The sequence below is a fragment of the Streptomyces griseobrunneus genome, from assembly GCF_046713465.1.
Classification (GTDB): domain Bacteria; phylum Actinomycetota; class Actinomycetes; order Streptomycetales; family Streptomycetaceae; genus Streptomyces; species Streptomyces microflavus.
Genome location: NZ_CP177080.1, coordinates 2446741 through 2463393, shown reverse-complemented (window position 1 = coordinate 2463393; position 16653 = coordinate 2446741). Strand labels below are relative to the sequence as shown.

At 72.0% G+C, this 16653-nt stretch carries 14 protein-coding genes; 7 read left to right on the top strand and 7 right to left on the bottom strand.

Annotated features, from left to right (window positions below; translation table 11 throughout):
- Nucleotides 1–386 precede the first annotated feature (386 nt).
- The 5 genes from ACK8N7_RS10730 to ACK8N7_RS10710 all read left to right on the top strand — a co-directional run bounded on the left by ACK8N7_RS10730 (nucleotide 387) and on the right by ACK8N7_RS10710 (nucleotide 4202).
- Nucleotides 387–1355 carry a zinc-binding dehydrogenase gene (locus tag ACK8N7_RS10730; RefSeq protein ID WP_403209678.1) on the top strand — a complete coding sequence of 323 codons (969 nt, stop codon included), beginning with the start codon at nucleotides 387–389 and terminating at the stop codon, nucleotides 1353–1355.
- A 65-nt stretch (nucleotides 1356–1420) separates the two neighbouring features.
- Entirely contained in the window at nucleotides 1421–2851 is a 1431-nt protein-coding gene (locus ACK8N7_RS10725; RefSeq protein WP_500442033.1) for a cellulase family glycosylhydrolase, read from the top strand.
- Complete coding sequence (locus tag ACK8N7_RS10720) at nucleotides 2844–3383, top strand: GNAT family N-acetyltransferase (protein WP_403209682.1); 540 nt, start codon at nucleotides 2844–2846, stop codon at nucleotides 3381–3383. The genes ACK8N7_RS10725 and ACK8N7_RS10720 overlap by 8 nt, the downstream gene beginning before the upstream one ends.
- Nucleotides 3384–3414: 31 nt before the next feature.
- Nucleotides 3415–3624, top strand: a complete 210-nt coding sequence (locus ACK8N7_RS10715) for a sigma factor-like helix-turn-helix DNA-binding protein (RefSeq protein WP_006127526.1) — start codon at nucleotides 3415–3417, stop codon at nucleotides 3622–3624.
- Nucleotides 3624–4202, top strand: coding sequence for a Clp protease N-terminal domain-containing protein (locus ACK8N7_RS10710; RefSeq protein ID WP_403209684.1), 579 nt, complete (start codon nucleotides 3624–3626; stop codon nucleotides 4200–4202). The genes ACK8N7_RS10715 and ACK8N7_RS10710 overlap by 1 nt, the downstream gene beginning before the upstream one ends.
- Before the next feature lie 101 nt (nucleotides 4203–4303).
- Here the strand turns inward: ACK8N7_RS10710 and ACK8N7_RS10705 are convergent, their stop codons facing one another.
- Both ACK8N7_RS10705 and ACK8N7_RS10700 read right to left on the bottom strand, forming a co-directional pair.
- Entirely contained in the window at nucleotides 4304–5386 is a 1083-nt protein-coding gene (locus tag ACK8N7_RS10705) for a PadR family transcriptional regulator (protein WP_500442030.1), read from the bottom strand.
- A gap of 1 nt (nucleotide 5387) precedes the next feature.
- On the bottom strand, nucleotides 5388–6245 hold the full coding sequence (locus ACK8N7_RS10700; RefSeq protein WP_403209688.1) for a DUF4097 family beta strand repeat-containing protein: 858 nt from the start codon (nucleotides 6243–6245) through the stop codon (nucleotides 5388–5390).
- A 153-nt stretch (nucleotides 6246–6398) separates the two neighbouring features.
- Between ACK8N7_RS10700 and ACK8N7_RS10695 the strand changes: the two genes are divergently transcribed.
- Entirely contained in the window at nucleotides 6399–7238 is an 840-nt protein-coding gene (locus ACK8N7_RS10695; protein WP_403209690.1) for a hypothetical protein, read from the top strand.
- Between the two features lie 9 nt (nucleotides 7239–7247).
- Here the strand turns inward: ACK8N7_RS10695 and ACK8N7_RS10690 are convergent, their stop codons facing one another.
- The 5 genes from ACK8N7_RS10690 to ACK8N7_RS10670 form a co-directional block, all read right to left on the bottom strand.
- A complete protein-coding gene (locus tag ACK8N7_RS10690) occupies nucleotides 7248–7433 on the bottom strand; it encodes a DUF6104 family protein (protein ID WP_003966321.1) in 186 nt (61 codons plus the stop codon).
- Nucleotides 7434–7533: 100 nt separating this feature from the next.
- Complete coding sequence (locus ACK8N7_RS10685) at nucleotides 7534–11376, bottom strand: multifunctional oxoglutarate decarboxylase/oxoglutarate dehydrogenase thiamine pyrophosphate-binding subunit/dihydrolipoyllysine-residue succinyltransferase subunit (protein ID WP_500442028.1); 3843 nt, start codon at nucleotides 11374–11376, stop codon at nucleotides 7534–7536.
- A 281-nt stretch (nucleotides 11377–11657) separates the two neighbouring features.
- The gene (locus tag ACK8N7_RS10680; protein WP_403209694.1) at nucleotides 11658–12734 is read right to left on the bottom strand and encodes a HAMP domain-containing sensor histidine kinase; all 1077 of its coding nucleotides are present in this window, start codon (nucleotides 12732–12734) and stop codon (nucleotides 11658–11660) included.
- Nucleotides 12731–13468 carry a response regulator transcription factor gene (locus ACK8N7_RS10675; RefSeq protein ID WP_015611314.1) on the bottom strand — a complete coding sequence of 246 codons (738 nt, stop codon included), beginning with the start codon at nucleotides 13466–13468 and terminating at the stop codon, nucleotides 12731–12733. The genes ACK8N7_RS10680 and ACK8N7_RS10675 overlap by 4 nt, the downstream gene beginning before the upstream one ends.
- Nucleotides 13469–13703: 235 nt before the next feature.
- Nucleotides 13704–14411: a spermidine synthase family protein gene (locus ACK8N7_RS10670; RefSeq protein WP_403209696.1), complete on the bottom strand. Its 708-nt coding sequence runs from the start codon at nucleotides 14409–14411 to the stop codon at nucleotides 13704–13706.
- A gap of 308 nt (nucleotides 14412–14719) precedes the next feature.
- Here ACK8N7_RS10670 and ACK8N7_RS10665 point away from each other — a divergent pair, with 308 nt between their 5' ends.
- Nucleotides 14720–16645, top strand: a complete 1926-nt coding sequence (locus tag ACK8N7_RS10665) for a LamG-like jellyroll fold domain-containing protein (RefSeq protein ID WP_500442025.1) — start codon at nucleotides 14720–14722, stop codon at nucleotides 16643–16645.
- Nucleotides 16646–16653 lie beyond the last annotated feature (8 nt).

Sequence of the window (16653 nt, the reverse complement as noted above, 5' to 3'; positions counted from 1 at the left end):
GGGGGGGCGGGGCCTGATGGTTGGGGCCCCGCCCATTTTCAGCCCTCCGGTGGTTGAGGGGCGGGGTCCGGGGCGGCGCCCCGGGGCTCCGCCCCCAGACCCCCGCTCCTCAATCGCCGGAGGGGCCCCCCCCCCCCCCCCCCCCCCCGCCCCCCCCCCCCCCCCCCCCCCCCCCCCCCCCCGCCGGGGGGGGGGGGGGGGGGGGGGGGGGGGGGGGCCCCCCCCCCCGGGGCTCCGCCCCCAGACCCCCGCTCCTCAATCGCCGGAGGGGCTTGAATTCGGTCCGCGCTCCTCAAACGCCGGAGGGGCTTGATCTGCAGGGTGCTTGGTGTGCGTCACACGCGTAGGCGGTTACGTCGTCGGCCCGCCCGGCCTATCGTCTAGCCATGTTCGCCGCCTACGCAGCCCGCATCGACCCCGACCAGCCCCTCAACGGCCTTGAGCTGGGCGAACGCCCGGTGCCTCAGGCGCGTTCCGGATGGAGCACCATCACCGTCCGGGCCGCCTCCCTCAACCACCACGACCTCTGGTCGCTGCGGGGCGTGGGCCTCGCGGAGGACCGGCTTCCGATGATCCTCGGCTGCGACGCCGCCGGCATCGACGAGGGCGGCAACGAGGTCGTCCTGCACTCCGTGATCGGGCAGTCCGGGCACGGGGTCGGGCCGAAGGAGCCGCGCTCCATCCTCACCGAGCGCTACCAGGGCACCTTCGCCGAGCAGGTCGCCGTCCCCACCTGGAACGTGCTGCCCAAGCCGAAGGAGCTCTCCTTCGAGGAGGCCGCCTGCCTGCCGACCGCCTGGCTCACCGCGTACCGGATGCTCTTCACCAACGCCGGGGTGCGGCCGGGCGATTCGGTGCTCGTCCAGGGCGCGGGCGGCGGGGTCGCCACCGCCGCGATCGTGCTCGGGAAGGCCGCCGGGCTCCGGGTCTTCGCCACCAGCCGCGACGAGACCCGGCGCAAGCGGGCCGTCGAGCTCGGCGCGCTGGAGGCGTACGAGCCCGGGGCGCGGCTCCCACAGCGGGTGGACGCCGTCATCGAGACGGTCGGGGCCGCCACCTGGTCCCATTCCGTTAAGTCGCTGCGCCCCGGCGGCACACTCGTCATCTCGGGCGCCACCAGCGGCGACCGGCCCTCGCACGCGGAGCTCACCCGGATCTTCTTCCTGGAGCTGAAGGTCGTCGGCTCGACCATGGGGACCAAGGACGAGCTGGAGGACCTGCTCGCGTTCTGCGCCACGACCGGGGTGCGCCCGGTCATCGACGAGGTGCTGCCGCTGGACCGGGCCCGCGAGGGGTTCCAGCGGCTGGCCGACGGGGAGCAGTTCGGGAAGATCGTCCTCCGGCCGACAGAATAGTCCCACGGAACTCGTCGCCGCCCCATACTTGAACAAGTGTCAGCTTTGCTGATGGGATGCCGCCCATGCGAATGGGCAGAGAACTCATAGCAGTTGTCATCGCGTCCGTGCTGGCGGCGGGAGCCCTCGCTCCCGCCGCCTCCGCGCGCCCGGCATCCACCCAGGCCCCCGCCCCGACGACGTACGAACGTTCCATCCCGCCCCTCACCGACGACCGGGGCCGCACCCTCACCCTGCGCGGCTGGAACGTCGAGGACAAGGCGAACCGGGGCGAGGCCGCGCTGAGCGCCATCACCGAACGCCACTTCCGCGACCTGCGGGCAGGCGGCTTCAACTTCGCCCGGCTGCTGGTCTTCTGGGACGACCTGGAGCCCCGGCGCGGCCAGTACAACGAACGCTACCTCCTGAAGATCGAACGCATCCTGGGCTGGGCGCACAAGCACCGCATCCACGTCCTCATCGACGCCCACCAGGACGTCTTCGGGCCCGCGTTCGGCCACCGGGGCATCCCCGCCTGGGCCACCAGGACCGACGGGCTGCCGTTCACCCCCAACCCCGACGACTGGTTCTCCGAGTACTTCGAGCCCGCCGTCCAACGGGCCTTCACCCACCTCTACGAGGACCCCGACCTGCAGCGCGCCCAGGCCGCCATGTGGCAGGTCCTGGCGGAACGCTTCCGCGGCCACCCGGCCGTGATCGGCTACGACCTGATCAACGAGCCGATGGGGGAGCTGCGCGAGGGCGAGGACCTGCCGGCCGCCGCCCGCCGGATCGAGGCCCAGCACCTCACCCCGATGTACAACCGCCTGGCCCGCGCGATCCGGGTGAAGGACCGTGACACCTGGCTCTTCGTCGAACCGACCCCCATCGTCGGCGAGGGCGTGCCCACCGGCCTCGGCCGGATCGAGGACAGCCGCACGGTGTACGCGCCGCACTTCTACAACACCGCCATGGAGGCGGGCGCGGACTACGACCCCTCGGCAGGCTGGATCGAGGCGTACGAGGCCGCTGTCACCGCCTACCCGGCCCGGTACCGGATGCCCGTGGTCGTCGGCGAGTGGGGGCCGCTGAACAACGCCCTGCCGAACATGGGCCGCTTCTACCGCGAGGCCGTCGCCTCCCTGAACCGCTACAGCTCCGGCTGGGCCGGGTACGTCTGGTGCTATGGCGGCGGCTACTGCGCGGTCGACGAGCGCGGCCGCTTCCGTACGAACAAGGAGCGGACGGCGACCCCGTACGCCCCCGCCGTCGCGGGCGCGGTCCGCTCCGACACGTACGACGCGGAGAGGCGCTCCTACCGCCTCGCCTACCGTGCGGCTCCCCGCCCCGCCGTCACGGAGCTGTCCCTCCCGCCCTCCACCCGGGGCTGGCGCGTCCTGGTCACCGGCCCCGCCCGCGTCCTCGGCAGTGCAGCGCACGGGGGCCGGCTGACCGTTCTGGCGTGGCCCGGGGCGGAGGTGGTGGTGACGGTGCGGGAGGCTGGTTCCCATGGATGAACTGACCACTCCTGAAGGGTTCCTGCTGCGCGGTTGGCTCCCCTCCGACGCCTCGGCCGTACTCCGCGCCTTCGCCCCGCCCGAGATGGACCGCCAGACGGACCGGCCCGTCGACGACCGGGCCGGAGCGCTGGCCTGGATCGCGGACCGTACGCGGGAGAGGGGGGCCCGTACGGGCTACTCCTGGGCCGTCGTGGGGGAGAAGGGCGATCCGCTCGGCTGCGTGGCGGTCGACGCCGTCAACCGGATCCATGACACGGGCTGGATCTCCTACTGGACCACCGAGACGGCGCGCGGCCGGGGTGTCGCCACCGCCGGAGTACGGGCGCTGGCGCGGTGGGCCTTCGGCGAGGTCGGCCTCTACCGGCTCGAGGTGGGGCACCGCACCGACAACCCCGCCTCCTGCCGGGTCGCCGAACGGTCCGGGTTCGCGCTCGAAGGGATCGAGCGGGGGAGGCTGCGCTACGGCGATGTCCGGTACGACCTCGAACGGCACGCCCGTCTGGCCGACGACGATGTCAACTTTGATTGACGTGCGGGTGGTGTCAATGTAGGTTGACGTCATGACCGAAGCAACGGATCTGGCCGCACGCGCCGGTGACCGCGACCCGCGCGTCGGGCTGCGGGCGGTGGCAGCGCTGCGGCGGCTGCTGGAGCAGCTCGAAGCCGTACAGGTACGCAGTGCCCGCGTCCAGGGCTGGTCGTGGCAGGAGATCGCCGCCGAGCTGGGTGTCAGCCGGCAGGCTGTGCACAAGAAGTACGGGAGGCGCTGATGTTCGAACGGTTCACCCAAGGGGCCCGCGCGACCGTAAAGGGTGCCGCGGGGCACGCGGAGCGCGTCGGGGCCGGGTCGGTCACCGAGGAGCATCTGCTGCTCGCGCTGCTGGAACAGGAGGGCAGCCGGGCCTCCTTCGCCGTCGCCGCCCTCGGGCTGCACGGCCGCCGGGCCTCCCTGGAGGCGTCCTTCGCCGAGGCCCGCCGCCGGGGCGGGCTCACGAAGGCCGACACCGACGCCCTCGCGGGGATCGGGATCGACGTCGGCGCCATCGTGGACCGGGTCGAAGGGGCCCACGGTGAGGGCGCCCTCGCAGCCGGCCGCAGCGGCCGCCGGTGGTGGTCGGGGCACCGTCCCTTCACCCCGGGGGCGAAGAGCATCCTGGAGAAGTCGCTGCGGGTCGCCCTGGGGCGCGGCGACCGCTTCATCGGCGAGGAGCACCTGCTCCTGGCCCTCACCGCGGCCCACGGGGTCGTCGCCGACGTCCTCGCCGAGCACGGGGCCACGTACGCGACCGTGCACCGCGCGCTGTACGGGCCCGAGGCCGACGGCCGGGGTCACGCCAAGGCGGGGTGAGGGCGGGGCGGAAGTGAGGGGCGGGTGCCTGGTGGGCTGCGACCAGGCACCCGCCCGTCGCAGCCGACAAAGCACCCGCCCCCGCCGCAGCCCACCCGGGCTCAGCCCTTCTTGTAGCCCTTGCCCTCGCCCTCACCCTCGCCCTCGCCCACGTTCTCGCCCTCGTCCTCCACCGTCAGCAGCGCCTCGATCCGCGCCGCCGCCGCGCCCAGGTGGCGGCGGGCCTCGGCCAGCTGGGCGCCCGTCACCCCGTGGTCGCGGGCCGCGTCCCGTACGGTGTCGCGGAACCGGTCCAGGAGGCGGTCCAGGTCGCGCGCCGGGTCGTCCGTGACCGGGACGTCCTGGCCCCAGTCGGAGGCGCCCTCGGGCGCGGGGGCGGCCTCGGCCGCCTCGGAGTCGAACCCGTCCGGCCTGCCGAACGAGGACCAGCCGCCCGCGCGGGCGAACCCGCCGAGCTGGCCGGTGATCTCGGCCAGACCCTCCCGTACGCCGGAGGGCCAGTCGCCCCGCGCGAAGTGCTCCTGCACCTGGCGGGCCGCGTCCCGCATCTGCTCGCGCGCCCTGTCCTGGGCCTCCTTGGCCTGGCGGCGGGCCTGCTGGGCCTCCTCGCGGGCGCGGCGGGACTCGTCCTTCGCCCGGCGCGCCTGCTCCTTCCACTCCTGCTTGGCCCGGCTCAGCTCCTCCTTGGCCGTGCGCCACGCCTCGCTGTCGCCGAAGTCGCCCAGGTTGCCGAAGTCGGAGAAGTCCCCGAAGGGGGAGGACTGCTTGTCCTTGGTGCCGCCGGCCCCTGCGCCCTGCCGGGACTCGGATGCGGCGGCCCGCATGTCGTTGCGGAGCCGGCCCGCCGCGCCGCGCACGTCGTCGCGTATCTCGGCGGCCAGCTCGGAGAGGGAGTCGCGGATCTCCAGTTCCAGATCGGCCAGTTCACCGCTGCGGCCCGCCAGCTCGGCGCGCCCGGCGTCGGTGATCGAGTAGACCTTGCGGCCGCCCTCGGTGGCGTGGGTGACCAGGCCCTCGGCCTCCAGCTTGGCCAGCCGGGGGTAGACGGTGCCCGCGGAAGGGGCGTACAGGCCCTGGAAGCGCTCCTCCAGCAGCCGGATCACCTCGTAGCCGTGGCGAGGTGCCTCGTCCAGGAGCTTGAGCAGATACAGGCGCAGACGGCCGTGGGCGAATACGGGGGGCATGTCAGAGAACCTCTCCGGTCGGCTCGGTACCGTACGCGTCGTCCTCGGCGGGGGGCCTGCGCAGGAGGGCGATCGAACCGGAAACGGTCGTCGCCTTGAGGGTCCCCGTTCCGGCGCCGAGTGTGCCGGTGATCTTCTTCGCGCCCCACTGCCCGCCGACCCGCAGGTCCTCGAAGGCGTTGGAGACGCTCCCGCTCGCGGTGTTCGCCTCGACCCTGGCGTCCGCCGGGTGCGGCAGCCGGATCGCGATCTCGCCGGAGACCGTGGTCAGCCGGATGTCGGTGGGCTTCCCCGAGGGGTCGAGGTCCAGCACCATGTCCCCGCTGACCGACTCGGCCCGGACCGAGGCCCCCGCCCCGTCGACCACCGTCAGGTCCCCGGCCACGGAGTGGTAGCGCAGGTCCCCGGTGACGTGCTGGGCTTCAAGGCTGCCCGAGACGGACTCCCCGCGGACCGCGCCGGTCAGCCCGACGAGGGTGATGTCCCCGGTGACGCCGCGTACGTCGGTGCGGCCGCCGATCCCGGAGACCACGGCCCCGGCGCCGACCACGCCGACCTCCACCGAGGCGGCGGCGGGCACGACGACCGAGACCACCGCGCTGCGGCGGCGCCCCTTGGGGTCGAGCCAGCGCAGGAAGTCCTGCCAGGGGAGGTCCTCGTACGCCACGGTCAGGCGGCCGTCCTCGTGGGTGACCTGGAGCGGCGGCCCCTCGATGGAGGAGACCTCCAGCCGGGCGCCCGGCTCGTCGGTCCCGACCACGTTGACCGTGCCGCCCACGATGCGTACGTGGAGCGCGGTCACCGCGTCGTCGAAGGTGAGCTTCTGCGGTTCGGCTACGGTCCGCTTCGACACAGCCATGGACAGGACCTCCCGGAAAGGATTTCGACGCAACATATCGCGTCTCGTAGAGAACACGATATATCGCGGATGGGGGAAGTCAAGCGTCATCCGTGAGCGCCTAGGGCAGGCAAAGAGCATCAGAGTTGGGCAAATTGCCCTAGCGTGTGGCACATGAACGCGACATCCACGGGGGCGCTCCTGCTGTGCCGCGCCGACCCCGAGACCGTACGGCCGCTCGCCCACCTGCTGCGGGAGCAGATGCTGCTGACGCGGGCCGGCGGGGAGTGGAGCGTCCTCGTGCCGGAGGGGAAGCCCTGGCGGGACGCCGGTTCCGGTGGCGGCGACCCCGAGCCGGTCGACCGGGTCCTCGGCGGCTGGGCCACCGCCCTGGCCGTCGGCTCCACCTGGCCGGTGATCGCCCTGTGGTGGGACGGGGACCGGGCCGGCTACACCCTCGCCGCCGGATTCCGCCGCACCGTCGGCTACATCTGGCTGGCCGACGGCACCCCGGTGGGCGAGGACGAGGCGATGCGCACCTTCGCGGCCCGCCTCGGCCTCGATCCCGTACTGGACCTCCAGGCCCTGGAGGAACTGACCCGCCCCGACCCCGACGCGGACGCCGAGGCCCGGCTGCGCGGACTGCTCGCGGTCCTGACCCGTACGGGACTCACCCTGCCGCCGGGGCTCGGCCCGGGCGAGAGCGCCGACCGGCTGCGCAGCGTCGCCGGGGTGCAGCGCGGGGCGGAGCGCATCGAGTGGGCGGGGTGGCGCGATGCCGTACGGGTCGAACTCGACGCCGTCGAGGCCGGCAGCCTCGGTCCCTGGGTGCGCGGCCCTCGGGCCCGGGCCATCGCCGCCGCCCAGCTCGCGGCCGGGTTCCCGCTCCTGCTGTGGGGCGTCCGCCGCCGCAGCGGGGGGTGGGCGGCCGCCGGAGCCGTCCTCCTCGCGCAGGGTGCGCTGGGGCTCGCCTACCACCGGGCCAGGGCGGGCGCGGAGGCCGGACGGGCGTGAGGCGGCGGGTTACGCGTCCTCGTCGTCCTCGTCGTCCAGCCGGGCCAGCCAGGTCGCGAGGCGCTCGACCGGCACCTCGAAGTCGGGGTTGAGATCGACGAACGTACGCAGCTGCTCGGCGAGCCACTCGAAGGTGACCTCCTCCTCGCCGCGCCGCTTCTCCAGTTCCTCGATGCCACGGTCCGTGAAGTACATGCGAAAAGAATAGCGATGCCCCGAGGTGGCCCGAACGCCGGAGACCCGGCCCCGCGACGAGCGCGGAACCGGGTCCCCGGGACGTACAGCCGTGCGGTCCTCAGGCCTCGAAGACCTCTTCGACCAGCTGCGCCTGCTCCGCCTGGTGACGCTTGGCCGAGCCGACCGCCGGGGACGAGCCGTGCGGCCGCGAGATGCGGCGCAGGCGCTCGCCGTGCGGCACGTCCGCGCCGACGGCCAGGTCCAGGTGGTCGATCAGGTTGAGCGCGATGAACGGCCACGCACCCTGGTTGGCCGGCTCCTCCTGGGCCCAGAGGTACTTCTCGGCGTTCGGGTACTTGGCGATCTCGGCCTGGATCTCCGCACCCGGCAGCGGGTACAGGCGCTCCAGCCGGATGATCGCGGTCTCCGTGTCGCCGCGCTTCTCCCGCTCGGCGTCCAGGTCGTAGTAGAGCTTGCCCGCGCAGAAGACGACCTTGCGGACCTCCTCCGCCTTGACCGACGCGTCGCCGATCACCGGACGGAAACCGCCGGTGGTGAACTCCTCGATCTTCGACGCCGCGGCCTTCAGACGCAGCATCGACTTCGGGGTGAAGACGATGAGCGGCTTGTGGTGCGGGTTGTGCACCTGCCAGCGCAGCAGGTGGAAGTAGTTCGAGGGCAGGGTCGGCATCGCGACCGTCATGTTGTCCTGCGCGCACATCTGGAGGAAGCGCTCGGGACGCGCGGACGAGTGGTCCGGGCCCTGGCCCTCGTAACCGTGCGGCAGGAGCAGCGTGACGCCGGAGGTCTGGCCCCACTTCTGCTCGGCCGAGGAGATGAACTCGTCCACGACGGTCTGCGCGCCGTTGACGAAGTCACCGAACTGGGCCTCCCAGATGACCAGCGACTCCGGACGAGCCAGCGAGTAGCCGTACTCGAAGCCCATCGCCGCGTACTCGCTGAGCAGCGAGTCGTAGACGTTGTAACGGGCCTGCTCCTCGGTGAGGTACAGCAGCGGGGTGTAGTCCTCGCCGGTGACCTGGTCCACCAGCACCGCGTGGCGCTGGCCGAACGTGCCGCGGCGGGTGTCCTGGCCGGCGAGCCGGACCGGGGTGCCCTCCATCAGCAGCGAACCGATGGCCAGGGTCTCGCCCATGCCCCAGTCGATCGTGCCGTTATCCACCGAGGCCGCACGACGCTGCATCTGCGGCATCAGACGGGGGTGGACGGTGATCGACTCGGGGATGTTGACCTGGGACTCGGCGATCCGCTTCACGACCTCGGCGGAGACCGCGGTCTCCACGGCGACCGGGAACGCGGCCTGCGGCTCCGGGATGTGCGGGGCGGCCGGCTGCGAGGTGGCCTCGCGGACCTCGGCGAACACCTTCTCCAGCTGACCCTGGAAGTCCTGGAGCGCCTGCTCCGCCTCTTCCAGGGTGATGTCGCCGCGACCGATGAGGGACTCGGTGTAGAGCTTGCGCACCGAGCGCTTCTTGTCGATCAGGGTGTACATCTGCGGGTTGGTGAACTCCGGGTTGTCGCCCTCGTTGTGACCGCGGCGGCGGTAGCAGATGAGGTCGATCACGACGTCCTTGTTGAACGCCTGCCGGAACTCGAAGGCGAGCCGAGCGACCCGGACCACGGCCTCCGGGTCGTCACCGTTGACGTGGATGATCGGCGCCTCGATCATGCGCGCCACGTCGGTGGCGTACATCGAGGAGCGCGAGGACTCCGGGGCGGCGGTGAAGCCGACCTGGTTGTTGATCACCACGTGCACGGTGCCGCCGGTGCGGTAGCCGCGCAGCTGCGACATGTTGAGCGTCTCGGCGACGACGCCCTGGCCCGCGAAGGCCGCGTCGCCGTGGAGCGCGACGGGCAGGACCGTGAAGTCCGTGCCGCCCTTGTTGATGATGTCCTGCTTGGCGCGGGCGATGCCCTCCAGGACCGGGTCGACCGCCTCCAGGTGCGAGGGGTTGGCGGCCAGCGAGACCTTGATCTGCTCGCCGTCCAGACCGGTGAAGGTGCCCTCGGCGCCCAGGTGGTACTTGACGTCGCCGGAACCGTGCATCGAGCGCGGGTCGAGGTTGCCCTCGAACTCCCGGAAGATCTGCGCGTACGACTTGCCGACGATGTTCGCGAGCACGTTCAGACGGCCGCGGTGGGCCATCCCGATGACGACCTCGTCGAGGCGGGCCTCGGCGGCGGAGTCGATGACCGCGTCGAGCAGCGGGATGACGGACTCGCCGCCCTCCAGCGAGAACCGCTTCTGACCGACGTACTTCGTCTGCAGGAACGTCTCGAACGCCTCGGCCGCGTTCAGCCGGCGCAGGATGCGCAGCTGCTCCTCGCGCTCGGGCTGCTGGGCGCGGGGCCGCTCCACCCGGTCCTGGAGCCACTTGCGCTGCTTCGGGTCCTGGATGTGCATGAACTCGATGCCGGTGGTGCGGCAGTACGACTCACGGAGCACACCGAGGATGTCACGGAGCTTCATCATCGACTTGCCGGCGAACCCGCCGACCGCGAAGTCCCGCTCCAGGTCCCACAGGGTGAGGCCGTGCTCGGTGATGTCGAGGTCGGGGTGCTTGCGCTGGCGGTACTCCAGCGGGTCGGTGTCGGCCATGACGTGGCCGCGGACCCGGTAGGAGTGGATCAGCTCGAAGACCCGCGCGGCCTTCGTCACGTCGTTGTCGTGCGACGCGTCGATGTCCGTGAGCCAGCGGACCGGCTCGTACGGGATGCGCAGGGCCTTGAAGATCTCGTCGTAGAAATCGTTCTGGCCGAGCAGCAGCTGGCTGAGGACCCGCAGGAACTCGCCGGAGGCCGCGCCCTGGATGACCCGGTGGTCGTAGGTCGACGTGAGCGTCATGACCTTCGAGATACCGAGCTTGTTGAGGGTGTCCTGCGAGGTGCCCTGGAACTCCGCCGGGTAGTCCATCGCGCCGACGCCCATGATGAGGCCCTGTCCGGGCATCAGGCGGGGCACCGAGTGGACGGTGCCGATCCCGCCGGGGTTGGTCAGCGAGGCGGTGACGCCGGAGAAGTCGTCCATGCCGAGCTTGCCGATGCGGGCGCGCCGGACGATGTCCTCGTACGCCTGCCAGAACTCGAAGAAGTTGAGCGTCTCGGCCTTCTTGATGGCCGCGACGACCAACTGGCGGTCGCCGTTCGGCTTCACCAGGTCGATGGCGAGGCCGAGGTTGACGTGCTCCGGCTTGACCAGGGTCGGCTTGCCGTCCTTCACCGCGAAGGAGTGGTTCATCGACGGCATGGCCTTGAGGGCCTGCACCATCGCGTACCCGATGAGGTGCGTGAAGGAGATCTTCCCGCCGCGGGCGCGCTTGAGGTGGTTGTTGATGACGATGCGGTTGTCGAAGAGCAGCTTCACCGGGACCGCGCGGACGGACGTGGCCGTCGGCAGCTCCAGCGAGGCGTTCATGTTCTTCGCGACAGCGGCCGAGGGGCCGCGCAGCGTCACGTACTCGGGGCCGGCCGGGGCCTCGGTGGCCCCGTCCGCCTTGGCGGGCGCGGCAGCGGGCTTCGCCGCCGCGGGCTTCGCCGGAGCCGGGGCCGGGGCGGCCTCGGCCTCGGCGGGCTTCGCCTCGGCCGGCTTGGCCTGCGCCGGTGCTGCCGGAGCAGCGGCGGCCGCGGGCTTCGCCGGGGCCGGTGCTGTAGCGGCCGGGGCCGCAGCCTGCGCCGGAGGGGTGGCGGCCGGGGTCTCGGTTGCCGCAGCCCCCGAGGCTGCGGCGCCGGGAACGGGCTTGTCCGCCGTGCCGGAGGTACCCGGCTTGTAGTCGGCGAAGAAGTCCCACCAGGCGCGATCGACCGAACTGGGATCCTGGAGGTACTGCTGGTAGATCTCGTCGACGAGCCACTCATTGGCGCCGAAAGCAGCGGCCGGGTTGGTGCCCGGGCTGGCTTGGTCGGTCGAGATGCTCGAGTTACTGGGGGACTGAGACGACACGGCGGCAACCGCCCTCTTCCGCTTCACAAGGTGATGGACAGCGGAAATCAAGGCTACGCCCCCCAAACCGTTCCTTGCAGACCGGGCCGGTGCTTCGTCGTGCACATCACATCGCAACGCGGGTTTCGGCGCAGGAAATGGCGGGAAACAAGCGAAGTTCCACTGCACTTCGGGTACGCAGGACCGTGGATACGGTCATCTGACCGTATCCCCTTGAGATCCCCTTCAGGGAGGACACGAAGAACGTGCCCTTCCGGTTCGACCCTATGTCAACGGCGCCGTCAACCTCGTCGCTCGGCCGTCCCCGGAAGCTTGACCTGGATGCGGCAGCCCCGAGCGGATTCGGCCACGCCGATCCGGCCGCCGTGCAGATCCACCGCCCAGCGGGCGATCGCCAGCCCCAGTCCCGTACCGCCGTCGCTGCCCGGACCGTGCGGTGAGGGGGCCTGGCCCCGGTTGAACCGCTCGAAGACCCGGTAGCGCTCCGCCTCCGGGATGCCGGGGCCCTCGTCGATGACCTCCAGCTCCAGCGACTCCGGGAAGGCCCCCCGCCGCGCCAGAACCGTCACCCGGCCGTGCGGCGGGCTGTGCTTGACCGCGTTGTCGATGAGGTTGGCGACCACCTGGTGCAGCCGCTCGGCGTCCGCGTGCGCGGTGAGCTCCGGCGGCGAGACGTCCAGATGCAGATGGACATCCGTACGGGAGTGATTGCCCGACCCCGACGACAGGTGGCGCTGCGAGGCGGCGAGATTGGCTTCTTTCAGTACGCCCGAGAGATACGGCCACACCTCGAAACGGCGCGCCTTCAGCGTCACCACCCCGTTGTCCAGCCGGGACAGGTCCAGCAGCGTCTCCACCAGCCGGCCGAGCCGCTCCGTCTGTTTCAGCGCCGTACGCATCGTCTCGGGATCGGCGGCCGAGACCCCGTCCACCACGTTCTCCAGCACGGCCCGCAGCGCCGCGATGGGCGTCCGCAGCTCGTGGGAGACGTTGGCGACCAGTTCCTTGCGGTGCCGGTCCTCCGCCTCGAGGTCGTCCGCCATGCGGTTGATCGTCTGGGCCAGGTCGCCCAGCTCGTCCCGCCGCCCGGCGCCGCTCACCCGGCGCGTGTAGTCGCCGTGCGAGATCGACCGGGCCACCGCTCTCATCTCGTCCAGCGGCGCGGTCAGACCGTGCGCCACGAACTGGGTGATCAGCAGCGTCGCGATCACCGAGAACACGGTGATGAACTGGAACTCGGTCCGGGTCCGCAGGGCGACGATCAGCAGCCCGGTGGTGATGAACACCGAGACCACGACGAGCGTCCCGAGCTTGGCCTTGATGGAGAAGGGCCGCATCCCCGACCCCGGCCGGGTCATGGGGCCGGGGTCTCCAGGGCATAGCCCACGCCGTGCACCGTACGGATCCGCTCGGCGCCGATCTTCCGGCGCAGGGCCTTGATGTGGCTGTCGACCGTACGGGTGCCCGAGGCGTCCGCCCAGTCCCAGACCTCGGCCAGCAGTTGCTCCCGGGAGAGCACCGCACGCGGGGTGTTGGCGAGGCAGACCAGCAGGTCGAACTCGGTCGGCGTGAGGTGGACGTCCTCGGCGCGCACCCGCACCCGGCGCTGCGCGTGGTCGATCTCCAGCTCGCCGAGGCGCAGTATCCCGCTCCGCGGCGTGACGGCGGCCAGCGCGGCCCGCTCCACCCGGCGCAGCAGGACGTGCACCCGGGCGGCCAGCTCCCGCATGGAGAACGGCTTGGTCATGTAGTCGTCGGCGCCGACCCCGAGCCCGACCAGCATGTCGGTCTCGTCGTCGCGCGCGGTGAGCATCAGCACCGGCACCGGGCGCTGCGCCTGCACCCGGCGGCAGACCTCCAGGCCGTCGAAGCCGGGAAGCATGATGTCCAGCACCATCAGATCGGGCTGCCATGCCTCGGCCGCGTCCACGGCCGCGGGCCCGTCCAGTGCGGTCTGCACCAGGAAGCCCTCCGCCCGCAGCCGGGCAGCAATGGCGTCGACGATCGTGGCGTCGTCCTCGACCACCAGCACCCGGCGCTGAGCCCCTGGGGTGGCCGCGACGCCGTTGTGGGTGGTGTGTGTCTGTTCCATCGCCCCGCCCCTGCCCGTTCTCGCGGGAGGCGAACCCCCGCAAGGCACGGTCTTCGCTCGTGGATTTCGTGGTGATCCCTATGTGCCGGTCAGCAGCGTAAAGGCAGCGGAGGGCTCCCGGCTACGCAGGGTGTTGTCCCGAGGGTGCGAGTTCGGGCCGGGCGGGGCGGTGGATCGTCGGCCTTGTACCGGTTGACCCGCCTCCCCGCAGGACCGCGCATACCGGGAGGGGGGTTCAGGCACCCCTCGATGCGAGATGGACCACGTCCGGCACACCTCGGGCAACAGCCACTTCTTCGGTTCTTACCCCGGTGAATCCGGCATTCCGCAAAGCCTGTTCGAAGGCCGGTGACGGCTGCGCGGACCAGACGGCGAGCACTCCGCCCGGGGTCAGCCGGTCGTGGCAGCGGGCCAGACCGGTGGGGGAGTAGAGGCTCCCGTTGTCGTCCGTGACGGTCCAGTCCGGCCCGTTGTCGATGTCCAGGCAGAGCGCGTCGTAACGCTCCGTGGCGGTACGGAGGTGGGCGACCAGGTCCGTGTGGAGAACTCGGGTACGCGGATCGGCCAGCGCCGCCCCGGAGATCCGGTCCAGCGGGCCCTGCCGGTGCCAGTCGACGATCGCCTGCTCCCGCTCCACGACCACGATCCGTCCCCAGCGCTCCTCCTCGGCGGCCCGCACCAGGGAGAAGCCCACACCGAGCCCGCCGATCAGTACGGAGGGGCCGGTCCGCCCGGCGGGCAGGGCGCCCAGGGCGGCGTCGATCAGCAGCCGCTCGGAGCGTCCGTCGGAAGTGTCCATCAGGAAGCAGCCGTTGGCGATGATCTCGAAGTGCCTCCCGCGCTCGCGCAGGACGACCTCCCCGAAGGGGCCTTCGCGGCGGTCCAGGGTGACGGGGGCGGGGGGAATCATGGCGCAGGTGTAGGTCTGGGTGTCGGGCTCCATGGACCGGATTCTAGGAGAGCGGCAGCCCCGTCCTCAGGTGCTTTGATCTTCACAACTTCGTTTCATCTTCCCGGACGCCGCTGTGCCCGGGGCTGCGGACGGGCGTGGCCGCAGGTACGCCCGCGGAAGGAATGCTCCTTGAGGCCTCAAGGGCGAGGGCGGACGAGACCGTACGCCCCGGGCCGGATACGCGGGCTCGTCGTCCTGCTGGCAGCCGTCCTCCTCGGGGCGGCGGCGCTCCCCGGCCGGCCGTCGCCGTGGACGGGCCCCCGGCCTCCGACGCCTACTCCCGGCCCTCGGTGCGGGCCATGACCTGGAACGTGTGCGGTGAGGCGGGCCGGGCGACCCCGGGGACGGGGGCGTACTGCCCGGACCGCAACGACCCGCAGGCGAAGGCGGCGGCCGTGGGCGAGGCCGTGCGGGCGGGCGACCTGAACGCGGTCATGCTGCAGGAGGTCTGCTCGGGCCCGTTCCTCAGCGGCCTGAACAGCGGTTCCGGCGGCCCGAGCCAGCTCGACCGGATCGCCGCGGAACTGGGCCCCGAGTGGTCCTTCCGCTGGGCCGAGGTGTGGCGCCCGGCCACCGCCGCGTTCCCCCAGGGCTCCTCCTACTGCCGTGCGGGACTGACCGGCACCCTGAGCGTCGCGATCGGCGTCAAGGGCCGGATCGACTGGCAGCGGATCCGTACGATGCCGGTCCCGGTCGACGCCGGGCAGAGCCGTACGCAGGCGCTGTGCGTGGGTGCCGCAGGCTGGGAGTCGCACCTGTGCACGGCCCATGTGGCCGACTTCGACGCGGCCGCCCGGCAGGGCCGGATGACCCAGGCCGAGGCGGACGGCCTCCACGCGGACCAGATCGGCGTCATCGAGGAGATGGCGGCGGGCCTCCCGCCGGTGGTCGTGGGCGGCGACTTCAACACCCGCCTGCGGGCCAAGCTCCAGCCCCTGTACGAGTGCGACGAGCGCTCCTACTTCCCCGGTGACACAGCTGCGGAGCCGACGCACTTCTCTCCGGCCACCGCGAGCACGGCCCCGGCCACCGGGGCCGTCACCGACAGCCGGTACGGCACGGCCAGGCTCGACTACCTCTTCTCCACGGAGGCCTTCACCGGCTGCGACTCCTGGACGGAGAAGGCCGACCAGGCCGACTGCACCGCCGCCGCCAAGCCCTCCTGCAGCAACATCGCCACGCCCCCGGTCTGCACCCCGACCGGCACCTCGGACCACGTCCCGGTGTACGGCTCCACACAGGGCGGCCCGGGTCTCGACTGGCGGATGAACGGCACGGCGTCCGGCGGCTCCCTGGGGCTGACCGGCACCCTGTCGTCAGGCGCGTCGTGGAGCACCGAACACGGCGGGGCACTGGAGCTCGACGGGGTCTCAGGCACGGTGACCGCACCCGGACCCGTGGTGGACACCCGCCGCAGCTTCACCGTCTCGGCCTGGGCGAAGACCGACCCGGAAGCCGGGATCTCCGCGGTCCTGGCGCAGGACGGAACGGTCATCAGCGGGGCCATGCTCTGGTACAACGCCCCGGACCGGACCTGGCGCTTCGGGATGCCCCGGGCCGACGGCCCGGACCGGAACGTCGACCAGGTCATCTCCCGTACGCAGGCGGTCCCCGGGGTCTGGACCCGTCTCACCGGGGTCCATGACGCCGTCGCGAGCACGATCACCCTGTACGTCGACGGCACCCCGGTGGGCACGGTCGCGCACACCGCCACCTGGGCGGCGAACGGCCCGTTCGTCGTCGGCCGGGACCTCGTCAAGGGCAGGGCCAACGCCTTCCGGGACGGCCAGGTCCAGAATGTGGAGACCTACGACCCTCCTATGACGGCCGCCCAGGCCCTCTCCCACTCCCGCACCCTGACCGCCCCGACCGCCAGGGCCGCGCAGCCGTCCGCGGCCGGGGCCGGCTGCCAGGCGCTCGGCGGCTACGGCACGGTCTCCAGCCGTACGCCGACCCTGACCGTGCACGTGGCCCACCCCGACCCGTCGAAGCAGGTCCGGGCGGAGTTCGGCCTCTGGGACAACACCGGCCCGGCCCGGCCTCAGCCCGTCGCCCTGGGCACTTCCGGTTCGGCGAGCGGAAAGGTGGCGGGCCGGGGGACCGTCTCGCTGACCGTCCCCACGCTCATCGACGGGCACTCCTACGGGCGGCTCGCCAGGACGGCCGACGGCACGACGTCCTCCGCGATCAGCTCCAACTGCCACTTCCGGGCGGCGGCTCCCTAGCGGTCCCG

Coding starts and splice junctions, on each gene's coding strand:
- ACK8N7_RS10690 (WP_003966321.1), bottom strand. CDS start 7,433: ATGTACTTCACGGACCGTGGCATCGAGGAACTGGAGAAGCGGCGCGGC.
- ACK8N7_RS10720 (WP_403209682.1), top strand. CDS start 2,844: ATGGATGAACTGACCACTCCTGAAGGGTTCCTGCTGCGCGGTTGGCTC.
- ACK8N7_RS10670 (WP_403209696.1), bottom strand. CDS start 14,411: ATGGAGCCCGACACCCAGACCTACACCTGCGCCATGATTCCCCCCGCC.
- ACK8N7_RS10700 (WP_403209688.1), bottom strand. CDS start 6,245: ATGGCTGTGTCGAAGCGGACCGTAGCCGAACCGCAGAAGCTCACCTTC.
- ACK8N7_RS10710 (WP_403209684.1), top strand. CDS start 3,624: ATGTTCGAACGGTTCACCCAAGGGGCCCGCGCGACCGTAAAGGGTGCC.
- ACK8N7_RS10725 (WP_500442033.1), top strand. CDS start 1,421: ATGCGAATGGGCAGAGAACTCATAGCAGTTGTCATCGCGTCCGTGCTG.
- ACK8N7_RS10695 (WP_403209690.1), top strand. CDS start 6,399: ATGAACGCGACATCCACGGGGGCGCTCCTGCTGTGCCGCGCCGACCCC.
- ACK8N7_RS10675 (WP_015611314.1), bottom strand. CDS start 13,468: ATGGAACAGACACACACCACCCACAACGGCGTCGCGGCCACCCCAGGG.
- ACK8N7_RS10730 (WP_403209678.1), top strand. CDS start 387: ATGTTCGCCGCCTACGCAGCCCGCATCGACCCCGACCAGCCCCTCAAC.
- ACK8N7_RS10665 (WP_500442025.1), top strand. CDS start 14,720: ATGACCTGGAACGTGTGCGGTGAGGCGGGCCGGGCGACCCCGGGGACG.
- ACK8N7_RS10715 (WP_006127526.1), top strand. CDS start 3,415: ATGACCGAAGCAACGGATCTGGCCGCACGCGCCGGTGACCGCGACCCG.
- ACK8N7_RS10680 (WP_403209694.1), bottom strand. CDS start 12,734: ATGACCCGGCCGGGGTCGGGGATGCGGCCCTTCTCCATCAAGGCCAAG.
- ACK8N7_RS10705 (WP_500442030.1), bottom strand. CDS start 5,386: ATGCCCCCCGTATTCGCCCACGGCCGTCTGCGCCTGTATCTGCTCAAG.